14 protein-coding genes and 2 pseudogenes are annotated in these 16564 nt (G+C 70.4%); 14 read left to right on the top strand and 2 right to left on the bottom strand.

Annotated elements, in window-relative coordinates; translation table 11 throughout:
- Nucleotides 1-129 precede the first annotated feature (129 nt).
- From JIX56_RS39580 to JIX56_RS39625, 11 genes and pseudogenes are all read left to right on the top strand, one after another.
- A pseudogene (locus JIX56_RS39580) lies at nt 130-332 on the top strand (NADH-quinone oxidoreductase subunit D); the annotation flags it as partial.
- Nucleotides 333-563: 231 nt separating this feature from the next.
- A complete protein-coding gene (locus JIX56_RS39585) occupies nt 564-1535 on the top strand; it encodes an acyl-ACP desaturase (protein WP_257551368.1) in 972 nt (323 codons plus the stop codon).
- A 10-nt stretch (nt 1536-1545) separates the two neighbouring features.
- Complete coding sequence (locus JIX56_RS39590) at nt 1546-1794, top strand: acyl carrier protein (protein ID WP_257548180.1); 249 nt, start codon at nt 1546-1548, stop codon at nt 1792-1794.
- Complete coding sequence (locus JIX56_RS39595) at nt 1784-3007, top strand: beta-ketoacyl-[acyl-carrier-protein] synthase family protein (RefSeq protein ID WP_257548182.1); 1224 nt, start codon at nt 1784-1786, stop codon at nt 3005-3007. The genes JIX56_RS39590 and JIX56_RS39595 overlap by 11 nt, the downstream gene beginning before the upstream one ends.
- A gap of 128 nt (nt 3008-3135) precedes the next feature.
- Nucleotides 3136-5346: an MMPL family transporter gene (locus JIX56_RS39600; RefSeq protein WP_257548184.1), complete on the top strand. Its 2211-nt coding sequence runs from the start codon at nt 3136-3138 to the stop codon at nt 5344-5346.
- A 41-nt stretch (nt 5347-5387) separates the two neighbouring features.
- Nucleotides 5388-6470, top strand: a complete 1083-nt coding sequence (locus JIX56_RS39605; RefSeq protein WP_257551370.1) for a type III polyketide synthase — start codon at nt 5388-5390, stop codon at nt 6468-6470.
- Nucleotides 6471-6532: 62 nt separating this feature from the next.
- Nucleotides 6533-7003: an isoprenylcysteine carboxyl methyltransferase family protein gene (locus tag JIX56_RS39610; protein ID WP_257551372.1), complete on the top strand. Its 471-nt coding sequence runs from the start codon at nt 6533-6535 to the stop codon at nt 7001-7003.
- Between the two features lie 164 nt (nt 7004-7167).
- Nucleotides 7168-7436, top strand: a pseudogene (locus JIX56_RS47750) (IS982 family transposase); the annotation flags it as partial.
- A gap of 217 nt (nt 7437-7653) precedes the next feature.
- Nucleotides 7654-8016: a bifunctional 3-phenylpropionate/cinnamic acid dioxygenase ferredoxin subunit gene (locus JIX56_RS39615; protein WP_257548186.1), complete on the top strand. Its 363-nt coding sequence runs from the start codon at nt 7654-7656 to the stop codon at nt 8014-8016.
- Nucleotides 8013-9176, top strand: coding sequence for an NAD(P)/FAD-dependent oxidoreductase (locus JIX56_RS39620; protein WP_257548188.1), 1164 nt, complete (start codon nt 8013-8015; stop codon nt 9174-9176). Before JIX56_RS39615 ends, JIX56_RS39620 begins: the two co-directional genes overlap by 4 nt.
- Nucleotides 9177-9306: 130 nt before the next feature.
- Nucleotides 9307-10437 carry an aromatic ring-hydroxylating oxygenase subunit alpha gene (locus JIX56_RS39625; RefSeq protein WP_257548197.1) on the top strand — a complete coding sequence of 377 codons (1131 nt, stop codon included), beginning with the start codon at nt 9307-9309 and terminating at the stop codon, nt 10435-10437.
- 19 nt (nt 10438-10456) lie between these two features.
- Here the strand turns inward: JIX56_RS39625 and JIX56_RS39630 are convergent, their stop codons facing one another.
- Entirely contained in the window at nt 10457-11203 is a 747-nt protein-coding gene (locus JIX56_RS39630; RefSeq protein ID WP_257551374.1) for an IclR family transcriptional regulator, read from the bottom strand.
- Nucleotides 11204-11404: 201 nt separating this feature from the next.
- Here JIX56_RS39630 and betA point away from each other — a divergent pair, with 201 nt between their 5' ends.
- On the top strand, nt 11405-13078 hold the full coding sequence (gene betA / locus JIX56_RS39635; RefSeq protein ID WP_257548207.1) for a choline dehydrogenase: 1674 nt from the start codon (nt 11405-11407) through the stop codon (nt 13076-13078).
- A gap of 3 nt (nt 13079-13081) precedes the next feature.
- Nucleotides 13082-13918 carry a methylenetetrahydrofolate reductase gene (locus JIX56_RS39640; RefSeq protein ID WP_257548217.1) on the top strand — a complete coding sequence of 279 codons (837 nt, stop codon included), beginning with the start codon at nt 13082-13084 and terminating at the stop codon, nt 13916-13918.
- 78 nt (nt 13919-13996) lie between these two features.
- Here the strand turns inward: JIX56_RS39640 and purU are convergent, their stop codons facing one another.
- Nucleotides 13997-14869, bottom strand: a complete 873-nt coding sequence (gene purU, locus JIX56_RS39645) for a formyltetrahydrofolate deformylase (protein ID WP_257548219.1) — start codon at nt 14867-14869, stop codon at nt 13997-13999.
- Between the two features lie 216 nt (nt 14870-15085).
- Here purU and JIX56_RS39650 point away from each other — a divergent pair, with 216 nt between their 5' ends.
- On the top strand, nt 15086-16555 hold the full coding sequence (locus JIX56_RS39650; RefSeq protein ID WP_257551375.1) for an aldehyde dehydrogenase family protein: 1470 nt from the start codon (nt 15086-15088) through the stop codon (nt 16553-16555).
- Nucleotides 16556-16564 lie beyond the last annotated feature (9 nt).

Below are 16564 nucleotides of genomic sequence, written 5' to 3' on the forward strand. Positions count from 1 at the left end.
ATGCGCTCGGGTCGACCGCAACAGCCGTCACATGGAGCGCGATCGCGAGGGTGTCCAACTCTGTCTTCACACACTGACGTTGGGCGCCCTCGTCCCATGCGGGCAGCCGTTCCCTCGGAAAACCTGGCCGCCTGCCTCGACCGGCTGGCCGAGCTGCCGACCGGACCGATCGACCAGCGCCTCCCGAAGGTCTTCAAGGCCCCTGACGCCACACACAGGCGTGGACCAAGAACCCGCTCGGCATCAACGGCTACTCCCCGGTCAGCAAGGGCGAGAAGACCCCGTACCGGCTGAAGCTGCGCTCGGCCTCGTACAACAACATCGCTCTTCTTCGTGGTCGGGGACACCGACACATAGGGCCGGCCAGGGCCAGGCAGGGCCAGGCAGGGCCAAGGAGCGTACCGGCGGAGAGAAGTGCTCAGTGGGGCTCACTCTCCGCTACCAACGCGCCGATGTCGCCCAGTGCGCCCCCAAGAGATCGGAGAAGCGGCAGTATCGCTGTTCTGCCTGGGCATGGTCTCGCTGTTCGCACATCGACGACACCGCGAGGCGAGGTAAGTGACATGGCTCGGGTCGCTACGGAGCGTGTGCTGCGGGAGTTGGAGCCGTCGGCCGAGCGGCTGGTGCGGCGTCATCTGGAGGCGGCGCGGGACTGGCTGCCGCATCAGTTCGTGCCGTGGAGCGCGGCGCGTGACTTCGACGGGCCGCTGGAGGGGGCGGCCTGGACGGCGGAGCAGTCGGCGCTGCCGCAGACCGTGCGGGACGCGCTGATCGTCAACCTCCTGACCGAGGACAACCTCCCGAGCTACCACCTCCTGATCGCGACGCGGCTGGGACGGGACGGCGCCTGGGGGACCTGGGTCCACCGGTGGACGGCCGAGGAGGACCGCCACTCGGCCGTGCTGCGGGCCTTCGTCCACGCTCGTCGTGCGGTCGACCCCGTGCTTCTGGAGGAGTTACGGATGCGGCACGTGGCAGTCGGGTACCGCAACGACGCGCCGACACTGCTGCATCTGCTGGCCTATCTCACGGTCCAGGAGCTGGCGACCCGGCAGGCCCACCGCAACACCGGTGCGGCGTGCGGCGACCCCGTGGGTGAGGCGCTGATGGCCCGGATCGCGGCCGACGAGAACCTGCACATGCTCTTCTACCGGGGGCTGTTCGCCGACGCGCTGCAGGTGTTCCCCGACGAGGCGACGGTCGCGCTGACCGACGTACTGGAGGACTTCACCATGCCCGGGTTCGGCATCCCGGGCTTCCGGGCGCGGGCCGCGCGGATCGCGGCGGCGGGCATCTTCAACCTCGACGTCCACCGGGAGTACGTGGTCCTGCCGCTGATGCGAGCCCTCGGCGTGATGACGCTGTCCGGGCTCGGCCCGACCGGCCGGCAGGCACAGGAACGGCTCGGACGGTACCTGGAACGGCTGGAGGAACAGGCGCTGCGCACGCGCCGGCTCTGTGCACGCATCACCGCGGGCGAGGCGCCCGCACACCTGACCACTGTCGATCCCGAACACCTGACCACTGTCGATTAGGAGACATGGCATGGAACAGCCCGCACTTCCCGAACCCCTCATCGTCCTGGTGACCAACCATCTGGACGTCAAGGTGGCCCCCGGCGATCTCTCCGCCACGACGACGCTCGAAAGCCTCGGCATGGACTCGCTGTCGCTGATGGAACTCACGGTGGCGGCAGAACAGGAGTACGGGATCATCCTGCCCGAGGAGGCCGCCGACCTCGACGCCTCCTGCACGCTCGGCGACGTGGCCCAGGTGTTCCGCCATGCGTCCTGAGATCGCGGTCACCGGGCTGGGGCTGGTCACCCCGGCGGGACACACGGTGGAGGACAACTGGGCCGGTCTGTGCGAGGGCCGATCACTGGCCACACGTGACCCGGGACTCGAGGGGTTACCCGTCGACTTCTCCTGTCAGGTGCCGGACTTCGACGCCGAGCGTGAACTGGGCAGGTCGTACGCGCTCAGGGTGGACCGGTTCATCCAGTTCGCCCTGGTCGCCGCGCGGCGCGCCGTCTCCCACGCCGGCCTCGACCCCCGTACCTGGCGCGGCGAACGCGTGGGAGTCCTCCTGGGGGTCTCCTCGAACAGCCTCGACACGTATCTGCCGGAGTTCCGCCACCTCGGTGAAGACAGGGCGGACCGGGTCTCGCGGCTCATGCTGCCGCGCAGCATGCTGAGCATGCCCGCCGGTGAGGTCGGGATCGACCTGGGCGCGCGCGGCCCCAACTTCGCCCCGAGCAGTGCCTGCGCCTCCGGGGCGACGGCGATCGGGGTGGCACGGGACCTGCTGCTGTCGGGGGCGTGCGACGTGGTGCTGGCGGGCGGCAGCGAATCCGCCCGGTCCCGCATGATGGCCACCTGCTTCGCACGGCTGCGTGCCCTGTCTCGGCGCCGGGAGGACCCGGGCCGGGCGAGCCGGCCGTTCGACGCGGCACGGGACGGATTCGTCCTCGGGGAAGGCGCCGCCGTCCTGGTCATGGAACGCCTGTCCGACGCACGCGCGCGGCGGGCCGAGGTGCTGGCCCAGCTGCGCGGGTACGGAGCCAGCGCCGACGCCCACCACCCCATCGCCCCGCATCCCGAGGGCGACGGCGCGGCCCGGGCCATCACCGCGGCCCTGGAAGACGCGGGGTGCAAGCCGCAGGACATCGGCCTCGTCAACGCGCACGGCACCTCCACCCGGCTGAACGACGCCACCGAGGCCGCGGCGCTGGCGCAGGTCTTCGGTGACCGCGTCCCGCCCGTCACCGCGGCCAAGGGCGTGATCGGCCACGCGCTCGGGGCCGCCGGGGCGATCCAGGCGGCGTACACGGTTCTCGCGCTGCGCCACGGGGTGGTCCCGCCGGTGGCGAACTTCGAGCGCCAGGACGGAGACCACCCGCTCGACGTCGTAGCCGGGGAGCCCCGCCCGACGGCCGCGGACGTGGGACTCAGCTGCTCCTACGGATTCGGTGGGCAGAACGCGGTCCTGCTGTTCGCGGCTGCCTGAGCGCGAAGACCGGGGCCGTTGCGATACCTCCCTGCTCGAACCTGGTCGAGAACCTGGTCGAGCGCCACCGATCCCGCTCAGCACGAGCCATCCCACGCGCGGTGCACGGAAGGGGCGACTGAAGACGGATGAGACTCGACTCAGGCACGAAAGGCGTGCGGCGGCGGGCCTGGGCGGTCGTCGCGGCCGCCCTGCTGGCGGCGGCGTGCGCCGCGGTGCTGGCGCCATGGGCGCTGTCGGCGTTGAGCACGGGTGGGGCGGTCGCCACCGGAACGGAGGCGGAGCGCGCCCGGCGGACGGCTGAGCGGCTGGGCGTGCCCTCGCCCGATCTCGTGCTCGCGGTGTCGGCGGAAACCAACGGCGAGGGCGGGGATGGCAAAGGCGACGCCGACACGGCGGCACCCGTCCGGGACGGGGCCAGGGCCGTGCTGGCGACGCTGACCCGGCAGCGGGACGTACGGACGGCATGGTCCGGGGAGACGACCGGCGACCCGTGGCTGCGGTCGAAGGACGGCCGGACCCTGCTCGTCGGCCTACGGCTGGAGGGAACCGACAAGGAACGCAAGGAGGCGGCCCCCGACGTGGTGGCCGCCGCCCGCCGGGCCGCCCCCGGCCTGCGGGTGGAGCCCAGCGGCGAGGTGTGGGCCAACCGGGAGATCGACGAGACGATCGAGAGTGACCTGCGCCGCGCCGAACTGCTGGCCGCGCCGGCCCTCTTCGTCCTGCTTGTCTTCGCCTACGGGTCCGTGGTCTCCGCGCTGCTGCCCGTGGCCGTGGCCGTCCTCGCCGTCGGCTGCACCCTTCCGGTGCTGGGGCTGCTGGCGCAGGTCACCGACATTTCCCGGCCCGCGCTGAGCGCCGCCGCCGCGGTCGGTCTCGGCCTGGCCGTCGACTACAGCCTCTTCCTGCTGAGCCGGGTGCGGGAGGAGACCTCGCGGGGCGCGGACCTGGAGGCGGCGCTGACCGCGGCCCGCCGCTCCGCAGGCCACTCGGTGGTGTTCTCGGCCGCCGCCGTCACCGTCTGCCTCGCCACCGCCATGCTCGTGCCGGTACCCATGCTGCGCGGGCTTTCCCTCGCCGGCATGGTCGTCACCGTGCTGGCGGCGATCGTCGCGCTGACGGTGCTGCCCGCCTGCCTGCGGCTGCTCGGTTCCCGGGCGCAGGCCTGGGACCCCCTTGGGCGATGGCGGCATACGCGTACGGGGGACGGAAGCCTGTTCTGGCGGCGTACGGCGGAGGCGGTCACCGCACGGCCGCTCCTGACCGGGGCCCTGGCAGTCGTCGTACTGGCCCTGCTGGCCGTGCCGTTCGCGCATGCGCGGCTGGGTCTGGTGGACGAGCGGACGCTGCCCCCGTCCGCTGCGGCGGCCGCCGCGGCGGATCGTGTGCGCACCGGGTTCGCCGTGCCGCCGGAGCGACTTCTCACCGTCGTCGTCACCGGTGCCCGGGCCACGGACGGGGCGAAGGCGTACGCCGGTGAACTCGCCCGTGTACCTGGTGTCTCCGGCGTACGCGTGGCGAGGCCCGCCGCTCCGCCGGAAGGGGCGGCTGTCTCCGGTAGTGGTCCCGCCGGGCCACGGAGCGGTTCGGCGGTGCTGCTGGTGGCGTCCTCCGCCGCCCTCGACACACCGGAGGCGGACGCGGTCGTCGAGGCGGTGCGGGACGTGCCCGCGCCCGGAACCGCCGTGGTGGGCGGGCGGGCCGCCGACGTCACCGACACCGCGGACGCGGTCCGCGACGCCCTGCCCCTGTGCGGGCTGCTGCTTGCCCTGACCCTCATGCTGCTGCTCGGCGTCTACACCCGCAGTGTGGTCGCGCCGCTGAAGGCGCTGGCCGTGGCCGCCGTCAGCCTCGGTGCGAGCCTCGGTGCGATCGTCGTCCTCTTCCAGTACGGCCATGGCGGCGCGGTGCTGGGCGACTTCACGGTCACCGGCTCGCTGGACGCCTCCATGCTCCTGTTCGTCCTCTTCATCACCCTCGCCCTGTCGGTGGACTACGAGGTGTTCCTCCTTGGCCGTATCCGCGAGGAGTACGACCGCTGCGGCGACAACCGCGCCTCGATCATCGACGGCATCGCCCGCACCGGCCGGCTGATGACCTCCGCCGCGGCGGCGGTGGCGATCTCCACCGCCGCCATGGGCACCTCCGACGTCACCCTGCTCAAGTTCATCGGTATCGGTGTCGCACTCGGCGCGCTCGTGGACGCCGTACTCGTGCGCGGTGTCCTCGTGCCGGCCGTCATGGCGGCCCTCGGCCCGGCCAACTGGTGGCGGCCGGCCTTCGTCCGTGTCCCCCTGTTGAACACCGTACGTACTCAGAAGGCGGAGGCGGAGCAATGAGCCAGGCCGGGCAATCCCGAACCCGGGAGGAGAGCGCGCCGCTGCCGCGGGTGACCGCGATCGAGACGGTGCTGCCGCAGTACCGGTACACCCAGGACGAGATCGCGGAGGCCATCGCACGCCCGACACTGGGGGAATCCGCGGTGGGGTCGCTGTTTCTGAAGAAGATCCAGGCCAACGCCGGCGTGAGCGCGCGGCACCTGTCGCTGCCGCTGGAAGAGCTGATCGCGCTCGACGACTTCACCGAGGCCAACCGCATGTGGCTCGACACCGCGCTGGACGTGGGGGAGCGGGTGCTCACGGAAGCGCTCCGTACGGCCGGGCTGCGACCCGAGGACGTGGACGCGGTGATCAGTACCACCGTGACGGGGCTGGCTGTGCCGTCGCTGGAGGCCCGGCTCGTCCACCGGGTGGGGATGCGGCCGGACGTCAAACGGATACCGCTGTTCGGCAACGGCTGCGCCGGAGGGGCCGTGGGGCTCGCCCGGCTCCACGAGTACTTACGCGCCTACCCGGATCAGGTGGCCGTCCTGCTCGCGGTGGAGCTGTGCTCCTTGGCGTACCAGTACCAGGACACCACCATGGCGAATGTCGTCGCCAGCAGCCTCTTCGGGGACGGCGCGGCCGCGGTCGTGGCCGTCGGCGGGAACCGCGCCGGTGTCGGTGATGGCGACCGGACCGGCGCCGTCGGCAGTCCCGAACTCGTGGACACCTACAGCTGGCTGCTACCGGACACCGAGGGGGTGCTCGGCTGGGACATCGGCGCCCACGGCTTCCGGATCCGGCTGAGCCCCGAGTTGCCCGCGCTCACGGAGGAACACTTCCCCACAGCCGTCCGGAGCCTGCTCGCCCGGCATGAGCTGACAACCGACCGGATCGCCAGCTGGATCTGCCACAGCGGTGGGCCGAAGGTCCTCACCGCCATCGAACGGTCCCTGGCCCTGCCCCCACAGGCACTGGCACTCACCCGCCAGTCCATGGCCGATCGAGGCAACCTCTCCTCCGTGTCCGTCCTGGACGTGCTCCGGATGGCCGCCGAATCACCACCACCCAGCGGCGCACCGGGCCTCGTCGCGGCCCTGGGACCGGGCTTCGCCGTCGAACTCGTCCTCATCCGCTGGTGACCGTCGTGATCCTCCCGGGCTCCGTCACCCTGCCGGCCGGCTCGCTGATCCTCGTCGCCGCGATGAGTTGCGTACGCCTGCTCGAACTGCGCGTCGCACGGCGCAACACCCGTTGGGCGACGGCAGTGGGCGGTGTGGAGTGCGGGCGACGGCTCCACCCCGTCATGATCGTCCTGCACGTCGGCCTGCTCACCGGCATCCTCGCGGAGAGCGCCCTCGCCCACCGGCCGTTCGTCCCGGCACTCGGCGGGCCCGCCCTGGCCGTCGTGATCCTGGCCCAGGCGGGCCGCTGGTGGTGCATGCGCTCCCTGGGCCCCCGCTGGAACACCCGCATCGTCGTCGTCCCCGGAATGCCCCTCGTCCACCACGGCCCCTACCGCCGGCTGCGGCACCCCAACTACCTCGTCGTCGTCGCCGAGGGCATCGCCCTCCCGCTGGTCTGCACCGCCTGGTCGACCGCCCTCCTGTTCACCCTCCTGAACACGGTCTTCCTCGCTGTCTGGATACGCGTGGAGAACGCGGCACTGGCATAGGTGCCCGGCCGGGAAGACCACCCCCGCGCCCCTGTCGATACCGATGCCGGTGACGGAGCTGGCCAGCCTTCGGTGGCGCCGGCCCCGGGCTCCCACCTACTGGCGGACGCGGCCTCGCCCGTGTCCGTGAGCGATCCCCTCGCGGCCTCGCCCGCGTCCGTGAGGGGATCGCCCCACGACTCGCCGACGCCGAGCTGGTCACCCTGGCCATGACGCAGGCCGTGTTCGGCTTCACCTCCGAGGCCCGTGGCTCCGCCACGCCCGCTCCCACCTGCGGCATCTCTTCCCGTACCTGCCCCGGCAGCCCGGCTACGACAAGCGGCTGCGCAAGGCCGCCGAGCTGCTCCGCCGTATCAGCCGGATCCTGGCCGCCGACGGATACTGCGCCAGCTGCGCCAGCCACAGCCGCTTCTTCCGAACCCTGCGACCGCACCACCTAGGCACAACGCCGCCCCGGACGGGGCGTGGACGCCGGTTTCCGGGCCGCCACCCATCCCAGGGCAGTTGTGTATGACGCTCAGGGTTGCGTGAAGAGCAACGTTCTCAGGTGAGTGAAACCGGCTCTTGGATGCCTTGACAAGGGTTGGGGCCGACCTCAGACTGATGTTGCGCTTACCGCAATCCGTTTCGCTATACGCACCCGAGGTGTCATGATGATTCCCGCGTGCCGTCTCGTGGATCTCCCGCGAGGCGAGGCCTTCCGGCTCGACATCGATCCTCCGGTCTCGGTGTTCCATACCGATGACGGCGAGGTGTTCGCCATCGACGACACCTGCACCCACCAGGACGCCTCGCTCGCCGACGGCTGGCTGGAGGGCTGCGAGGTGGAATGCCCGCTGCATGCTTCGAAGTTCGACCTGAGGACCGGCGCCGTCGACGCCCCGCCGGCCAAGCTCCCGGTCCGTACCCATGAGGTCCTCGTCGAGGACGGCATGATCTACGTCCGGGTGTCCACGGACGCCCCCAACCTGCCGCCGTGCGTCGCGGCGCGGCTCGCCGGAGGTCCCGCGTGAGGACCGTGGCCGTGGTGGGCGCCTCGCTGGCCGGTCTGTCGGCGGCGCGCTCGCTGCGGAAACAGGGCTACGACGGACGGCTGGTCATCGTCGGCGACGAGCCCCACCGTCCGTACGACAGGCCCCCGCTGTCCAAGGAGTTCCTGGCCGGTGACATCGGCGAAGCCGACCTCGTACTCGAGACGGACGGCGAGGATCTGCGGGCGGAGTGGCTGCTCGGCATCCGCGCCACCGGCCTGGACCGCACGGAGCGTGCGGTCCGGCTCGCGGACGGCAGGGAGATCCGGGCCGACGGCTTCGTCATCGCGACCGGCGCGGCCGCACGACAGCTGCCCGGTTCCGACGGCCTGGCCGGAGTCCACGTCCTGCGCACCCTGGACGACGCCCGCGCCCTGAGGGACGAACTGGCCCGGGGCGGACGGCTGGTCGTGATCGGCGGCGGGTTCGTCGGCGCCGAGGTCGCCTCCACCGCCCATGCCCTCGGGCTGGACGTGACGGTGGTCGAAGCGGCACCGACACCGCTCGCCGGCCCGCTCGGCCGGGCCATGGGGAGCATCGTCTCCGCTCTCCATACGGACCACGGCGTACGACTGTTGTGCGGCGTGGGCGTCAAGGGGCTGAGCGGCGAGCGCAAGGTCGACGCCGTCCTGCTGGAGGACGGCCGCAGCATCCCCGCCGACCTCGTCGTCGTGGGAGTGGGCGCGCGCCCGTGCGTCGAGTGGCTGGAAGGATCCGGCGTCGCGCTCGACGACGGGGTGAAGTGCGGTGCGGACGGCCGCACCAGCCTGGCCGGCGTGGTCGCGGTCGGTGACTGCGCCTCCTGGTACGACCCCCGCGCGGGCCACCATCGTCGCGTCGAGCACTGGACCGGCGCACAGGAGCGCCCGGCCGCGGCTGTCGCCACGCTGCTGGCCGGGGGTGCGGTGGAGCCGGGCGTGCCCCGTCCGCCGTACTTCTGGTCGGACCAGTACGGAGTGAAGATCCAGTTCGCCGGTCACGCGGCCGGTGCCGACAGTGTGACCGTCGAGGAAGGCACTCCGGACGACCGCGACGTCCTGGCGGTCTATCGGAGTGCCGGTCGTCCGGTCGCCGTGCTCGGGATGAACCAGCCGAGGCTGTTCACCCGTTGGCGCAAGCAGCTCGCCGCCGCGACCTCTTGACACCGCGCATGCTCCCTCGCATGCTGCCGTTTCATATGGTGCGCAGCGTTGCATCACACACAACACCGTCCGGAGTCGCTCTTCCCGGCGCGTGACTGCCCGATCCACGACGTCCCCCGAGGAGTGCAGCGTGACCTCGACCAGCCTGCCGGACAGCCTGATCGCCACCCTCCCCGGCTCCTCCTACACCGATCCCGCGATCTTCGCCCTGGAACAGGAGCGCATCTTCGAGACGATGTGGTTCTGCGTCGCCCGCTCCTCCGACCTGGCGAAGCCCGGCGCCTTCCGCACCGTCGACGTGGGCCGCGAGAGCATCCTCGTCACCCGCGCCCGGGACAACTCGATCCGCTCCTACTTCAACGTCTGCCGGCACCGTGGAGCCAAGCTCTGCACGCAGGAGAGCGGCGAGGTCAAGCGGGCCTTCCAGTGCCCGTACCACGCGTGGACGTACGACCTGACGGGCAAACTCGTCGCGGCGCCCAACCTCACCAAGATGCCCGACGTCGGCCGCACCGAGTACGGCCTGGTGAGCGTGGCCACGCGGGAATGGCTCGGCTATGTCTGGGTGTGCCTGGCGGAGAACCCGCCCTCCTTCGAGGAGGACGTCATCGCCGATGTCGTCGGCCGCCTCGGCGACGTCGAGTCGATCGAGCGCTACGGCATCGAGGACCTCTCGGTGGGCAAGCGGATCGTCTATGACGTCAAGGCGAACTGGAAGCTCATCATCGAGAACTTCATGGAGTGCTACCACTGCGCCACGATCCACCCCGAACTCACCGAGGTGCTCCCCGAGTTCGCCGACGGCTACGCCGCCCAGTACTACGTCGGGCACGGCGCCGAGTTCGGTGCGGAGGTCCAGGGCTTCACCGTCGACGGCTCCGAGGGCCTCGACCGCATCCCGGGAGTCTCCGAGGAACAGGACCGTCGCTACTACGCGATCACCGTGCGGCCGCAGGTCTTCATCAACCTCGTCCCCGACCATGTGATCTTCCACCGGATGATCCCGGTGGCCGTCGACCGCACGATCGTCGAGTGCGACTGGCTCTACCTTCCGCACGTCGTCGACAGCGGCAAGGACGTCAGCCGGTCCGTGGAGCTCTTCGACCGGGTCAACCGGCAGGACTTCGAGGCGTGCGAGCGCACACAGCCCGGAATGAGTTCCCGGCTGTACGCCAAGGGCGGTGTGCTGGTGCCCAGCGAGCACCACATCGGCGCCTTCCACGACTGGGTGAACGAGCGCCTCGGCACTCCCCAGGGGTGACTGAAAGCCCTTCTGGGCCCTAGCCCAGATACCCCATCCGGTGGCTGATCTCGTCCGCGCCCTTGCACAGCACCGGAGCGAGCTCGTGCAGGCGCTCCTCGGTGAGCCGGTACGAGGGCCCGGAGGCGCTCAGCGCCGCGACGACCACGCCGTCCCGGTCGCGGATCGGAGCGGCCATGGCGTGGAGGCCGATCTCCAGTTCCTCGCGGGCCCAGGCGTAGCCGGCTTCCCGGGCCTCGGCGAGGTTCTTCTCGAGCTTCGACTTCGCGGTGATGGTGTGCGGGGTGACCTTCTTCAGACCGGTCTGGGCGACCAACGCGGCGCGTTCCTTGGCGGGCAGATGGGCCAGCAGGATCTTGCCGCTGGAGGTCGCGTGCAGCGGGGTGAGCTGGCCGACCCAGTTCTGTGCGGTGACGGCCCCCGGGCCGCGCACCTGGTAGAGGTTGACGGCGTAGTGCTCCTGCAGCACGGCGATGTTGACGGTCTCGCCGAGCTCCTCGGCCAGGCTCTCGCAGACCGGGCGGCCCTGCTGGGTGATGTCGATGCGCCCCGTCACCGCACCGGCCAGGCGGACGATGCCGAAGCCCAGGCGGTACTTGCCGCGCTCGCCCGCCTGCTCCACCAGGCCGCGTGCCTCCAGGGCACCGAGAAGGCGGAACGCGGTGGACTTGTGAACATCGATCTCGGTGGCCACCTCGCTGACGCCGGCCTCGCCCCGGTGGGCCAGGATCTCCAGCACGCTGATGGCGCGATCCACCGACTGCACTCCGCCGGCCTGCGAGTTCGAGGTTTCGGTGTCGTTGCTGTAGTTGCTCACAGTGAAACTATACGCGTAGTAAACAACACCATTGCAAGTAACGGCGGCGAAACAATGACCTGGCAAGTTGCGTCGCTCGCAACCTGGTGCGTATAGCGCTACCGGTACTAGCATGCTCGCGTATCTATGGCGCGAGCGAGACGAGGCACCATGGCTCCCCAATACGACTTCGTCATCGTCGGCGGCGGCTCAGCCGGCTGTGCATTGGCGAACCGACTCTCCGCGGACCCGGCGAACCAGGTGCTCGTGCTGGAGGCCGGCCGGTCCGACTACCCGTGGGATGTCTTCATCCACATGCCCGCGGCGCTGACCTATCCGATCGGCAGCCGGTTCTACGACTGGAAGTACGAGTCCGAGCCCGAGCCCCACATGGGCGGCCGGCGCGTCTATCACGCGCGCGGCAAGGTGCTGGGCGGCTCCAGCAGCATCAACGGCATGATCTTCCAGCGCGGCAACCCCATGGACTACGAACGCTGGGCGGCCGACGCAGGGATGGAGAACTGGGACTACGCGCACTGCCTGCCGTACTTCCGGCGTATGGAGAACTGTCTCGCCGCCGATCCGGACGACGAGTTCCGCGGCCATGACGGCCCCCTCGTCCTCGAACGGGGCCCCGCGACCAACCCGCTCTTCGGCGCCTTCCTCAAGGCCACCCAGGAGGCGGGCTACGCCCCCACGGACGACGTCAACGGCTACCGGCAGGAAGGTTTCGCCAAGTTCGACCGGAACGTCCACCGCGGACGGCGGCTCTCGGCCTCGAAGGCGTACCTCAAGCCGGCCATGAAGCGGCCCAACCTCACGGTCACCACCCGCGCCCTCGTCACCCGTGTCCTCTTCGAGGGCAAGCGGGCCGTCGGTGTCGAGTACCAGCGCGGGCGAGGCGCCCTGATGCAGGTCCGCGCCAAGGAAGTGATTCTCTGCGGCGGCGCGATCAACTCCCCACAGCTGCTGCAACTCTCCGGGGTCGGCAACGCCGAGGAGCTGAGCGCCCTCGGCGTCGACGTCGTCCACGACCTCCCGGGTGTCGGCGAGAACATGCAGGACCACCTGGAGGTCTACGTCCAGTACGCCTGCAAGCAGCCCGTCTCCATGCAGCCGTACATGGCGAAGTGGCGCGCCCCCTTCATCGGACTGCAGTGGCTCTTCCGCAAGGGCCCGGCCGCCACCAACCACTTCGAGGCCGGCGGGTTCGCCCGGAGCAACGAGGACGTCGAGTACCCCAATCTGATGTTCCACTTCCTGCCGATCGCCGTCCGCTACGACGGCTCCTCGCCGGCCGGCGGCCACGGATACCAGGTGCACGTGGGCCCCATGTACTCCGACGCCATCGGCTCGGTGAAGATCAAGAGCAAGGACCCGCGCGAACACCCCGCGCTGCGGTTCAACTACCTCTCCACGGAGCAGGACCGCCGCGAGTGGGTCGAGGCGATCCGCGTGGCCCGCAAGCTCCTCAGCCAGCCCGCGCTCGCCCCCTACAACGACGGGGAGGTCTCGCCCGGGCCGTCCGTGGAGACGGACGAGGAGATCCTCGCCTGGGTCGCCAAGGAGGGCGAGACCGCCCTCCACCCGTCCTGCACCTGCAAGATGGGCCCCGCCACCGACGGGATGTCCGTCGTCGACCCGGACAGCATGCGGGTGCACGGCGTCGAGGGCCTGCGCGTCGTGGACGCGTCGGTGATGCCGTACGTCACCAACGGCAACATCTACGCACCGGTGATGATGATCGCGGAGAAGGCCGCCGACCTGATCCTCGGCAAGGAGCCGCCGGCGCCGTCCACGGCCGCGTACTACCGCCACCGTGACGCCCAGAAGCAGGCGGGGTAGACGTTGGCTGCCGCGGGGCTCCGGACGCTGTTGCACAGCGTCCGCTACGAGGTGCTGCCGGCGAAGGCGACCGAGGACAAGGTCCTCGCCCATGTTCCGCGCGACGTCGCGGTCACCGTGACGGCGTCGCCGGTCAAGGGCCTGGAACCGACCCTCGACCTCGCGGGCCGGCTGGCGGGGCAGGGCTACCGTGTGGTTCCGCACGTGCCCGCCCGGCTGCTGCGGGACGACACACACCTGAAGGACGTCGTCGACCGGCTCCGTGAGGCGGGTGTGGACGACGTCTTCGTCCCGGCGGGCGACGCCGACCCGCCGGCCGGGGCCTATGACGGGGCGCTGCCGGTGCTCCGCAGGCTGAGCGAGCTGGGCGGGCCCTTCGCTCACGTCGGCGTCACCGGTTATCCCGAGAGCCATCCGCTCATCCACGACGACGTCACCGTCCAGGCGATGTGGGACAAGCGCGAGCACGCCACGTACATCGTCAGCAACCTCTGCTTCGACCCGCGCGTGCTGGGGGACTGGATCGCCCGGATACGGCGGCGGGACATCCGCCTGCCTGTTCATCTGGGCGTCGCGGGGCCCGTGCAGCGGGCGAAGCTGCTGTCGATGGCGACGAAGATCGGCGTGGGCGAGTCGACACGCTTCCTGACGAAGCACCCCTCGTGGTTCCTGCGGTTCGCGACGCCCGGGGGGTATGCGCCGGAGACGCTGCTGACGCGCACCGAGGAGAAGCTCGACGCGTCCTCGGCCGGGGTGGCGGGTCTGCACCTGTTCACGTTCAACCAGATCGCCGAGACCGAGCGGTGGCGCCGCGCCGTGCTCGAGCGACTCGGGGGCTGAGTTCCGGGCGCCGGAACGCGTATACGACCGGGGGCGGGGCTGGAACTCCAGCCCCGCCCCCGGCCGTGCCCGTATCGCTCAGCGGAAGACCACCGTGCGGTTGCCCTCCACCATGACCCGGCTCTCGCTGTGCCACTTCACCGCGTGGGCGAGGACCTGCGCCTCGACGTCCCGGCCGACGGTGACCAGGTCCCCGGGGTCGAGGGAGTGATCCACCCGGACCACGTCCTGCTCGATGATCTGTCCCTCGTCCAGGTCCGGGGTCACATAGTGCGCGGTCGCGCCGACGAGCTTCACACCGCGGTCGTAGGCCTGCTCGTAAGGACGCGCGCCCTTGAAGCTGGGGAGGAAGGAGTGGTGGATGTTGATGGCCCGGCCCTCGAGCTGCTTGCACAGGTCGTCGGAGAGGATCTGCATGTAGCGGGCCAGCACCACCAGGTCGATGTCCAGTTCGCGGACCAGCTCCAGCAGGCGCGCCTCGGCCTCGGCCTTGGTGTCCCTGGTGACCGGGATGTGGTGGAAGGGAATGCCGTAGGTCTCCGCCAGCCCCTCGAAGTCCTGGTGGTTGGAGACGATCGCGGGGATCTCGATGTTGAGGGCGCCGGTGCGGCAGCGGAAGAGCAGGTCGTTCAGGCAGTGGCCGAACCTGGACACCATGATGAGCGTCCGGGTCGGCGTCGACGCCTCGCTCAGGGTCCAGGAGATGCGGTACGCCTCGGCCACGGGACCGAACCGGTAACGCAGAGTTTTCATGTTCGCGTCCGGATCGGAGACGTCGAAATGGACCCTCATGAAGAATCGGCCCTGGAGTCGATCATCGAACTGCTGGCTTTCCAGGATGTTGCCCGAGTTCCTGACGAGGAAGCCGCTCACTGCGTGGACCAGTCCGGCGCTGTCGGGACAGGAGAGGGTGAGGATGTACTCACGGCCAGGTTGCGGTCGAGGGGACATGACGGCCTCCGTCGGTGCGTATTGCACAACATGGTGAGCGATACGCAACATGGTCGGCGCGGTGGCGCTCGCGGTCAAGAGTGGCCGGGCAAGTGCTCTCATGGCGAAATCGTCATCCGCCAAGCCCTTGACGTAGGTCTATGCGTTCGTAATGGTGTTCCATCACAAGCAATTGAATGCACGATGCGCAACGCATATCGCCTGAAGGGCTGGCGCGTGGCAGATCTGTATGTGGCTGGGGAATGGCGGGATCCGGTGGCCGGAGGGCGCCGGGAGATCCGCTGCCCCGCTGACGGCTCGCTCACCGCGACCGTCTCGGAGGGGACACGTCCCGACACCGAGGCGGCGATCGCCGCGGCCCGCGAGGCCTTCGACGGGGGACCCTGGCCGCACACCCCCGAGCGGGAGCGCGGCGCGCTGCTGCTGCGCACCGCCGACATCGTCGAGCGCGACGTCAAGGAATTCGCCCGCGCCGAGTCGCTGGACAGCGGCAAGCGGCTGGTGGAGAGCGCGTACGACATCGCCGACGTCGTCTCCTGCTTCCGCTACTACGGCGGCCTCGGCGGCACGGACGCCGGCCGGGTGATCGACACCGGCCGCGATGACGCCGTCAGCCGTGTGGTGTACGAGCCCATCGGCGTGTGCGGGCTCATCACTCCCTGGAACTACCCGCTCCTCCAGGCCGGTTGGAAGGTCGCCCCGGCCCTGCTCGCCGGCAACACGATCGTCCTCAAGCCCAGTGAGCTGACCCCCTCCACCTCGATCCTGCTGATGAAGGCGCTGGAGGAAGCCGGGATCCCGGCCGGCGCCGCCAACCTCGTCCTCGGCACCGGACCCGAGGTGGGCGCCCCGCTCTCCGAGGACCCGCGTGTCGACATGGTGTCCTTCACCGGGGGACTGGAGACCGGCAAGCGGATCATGGCCACCGCCGCTGCGACGGTGAAGAAGGTGGCGCTGGAACTCGGTGGCAAGAACCCGAACGTGATCTTCGCCGACGCCGACTTCGAGACGGCCGTGGACTTCGCTCTCACGGCCGTCTTCCTGCACTCGGGCCAGGTCTGCTCGGCCGGCGCCCGGCTGATCGTCGAGGACTCCCTGCACGACGCCTTCGTCGACGAGGTCGTCCGCCGCGCCCGGCGGATCCGGCTCGGCGGCCCCTTCGACCCGGAGGCCGAGACGGGAGCGCTGATCTCCGCCCAGCACCGGGAGAAGGTCGAGGCGTACGTCGCGACGGGCCTCGCCGAGGGCGCCGTACTGCGCTGCGGTGGCGAACGGCCCGACGACCCGGCCCTCGCCGGCGGCTACTATTACCCGCCGACCGTGCTCGACGAGTGCCGACAGGACATGCGCGTGGTGCACGAGGAGTCCTTCGGGCCCGTGCTCACCGTGGAGCGCTTCACCGACGAGGACGAGGCCGTACGCATCGCCAACGACACCGAGTACGGACTCGCCGGAGCCGTCTGGACGCAGGACGCGGGCAAGGCCCAGCGGGTCGCCCGGCGGCTGCGCCACGGCACGGTGTGGATCAACGACTACCACCCCTATGTGCCGCAAGCGGAATGGGGTGGCTTCGGGCACTCGGGTGTGGGCCGGGAGCTGGGACTGACCGGCCTGAACGAGTACCGAGAGCCCAAGCACATCTGGCAGAACATCCAACCCCGGCCGCAACACTGGTTCCGCGGCTGAATGCCGAGA

The organism is Streptomyces sp. CA-210063 (assembly GCF_024612015.1).
In the GTDB taxonomy this organism is placed as follows: domain Bacteria; phylum Actinomycetota; class Actinomycetes; order Streptomycetales; family Streptomycetaceae; genus Streptomyces.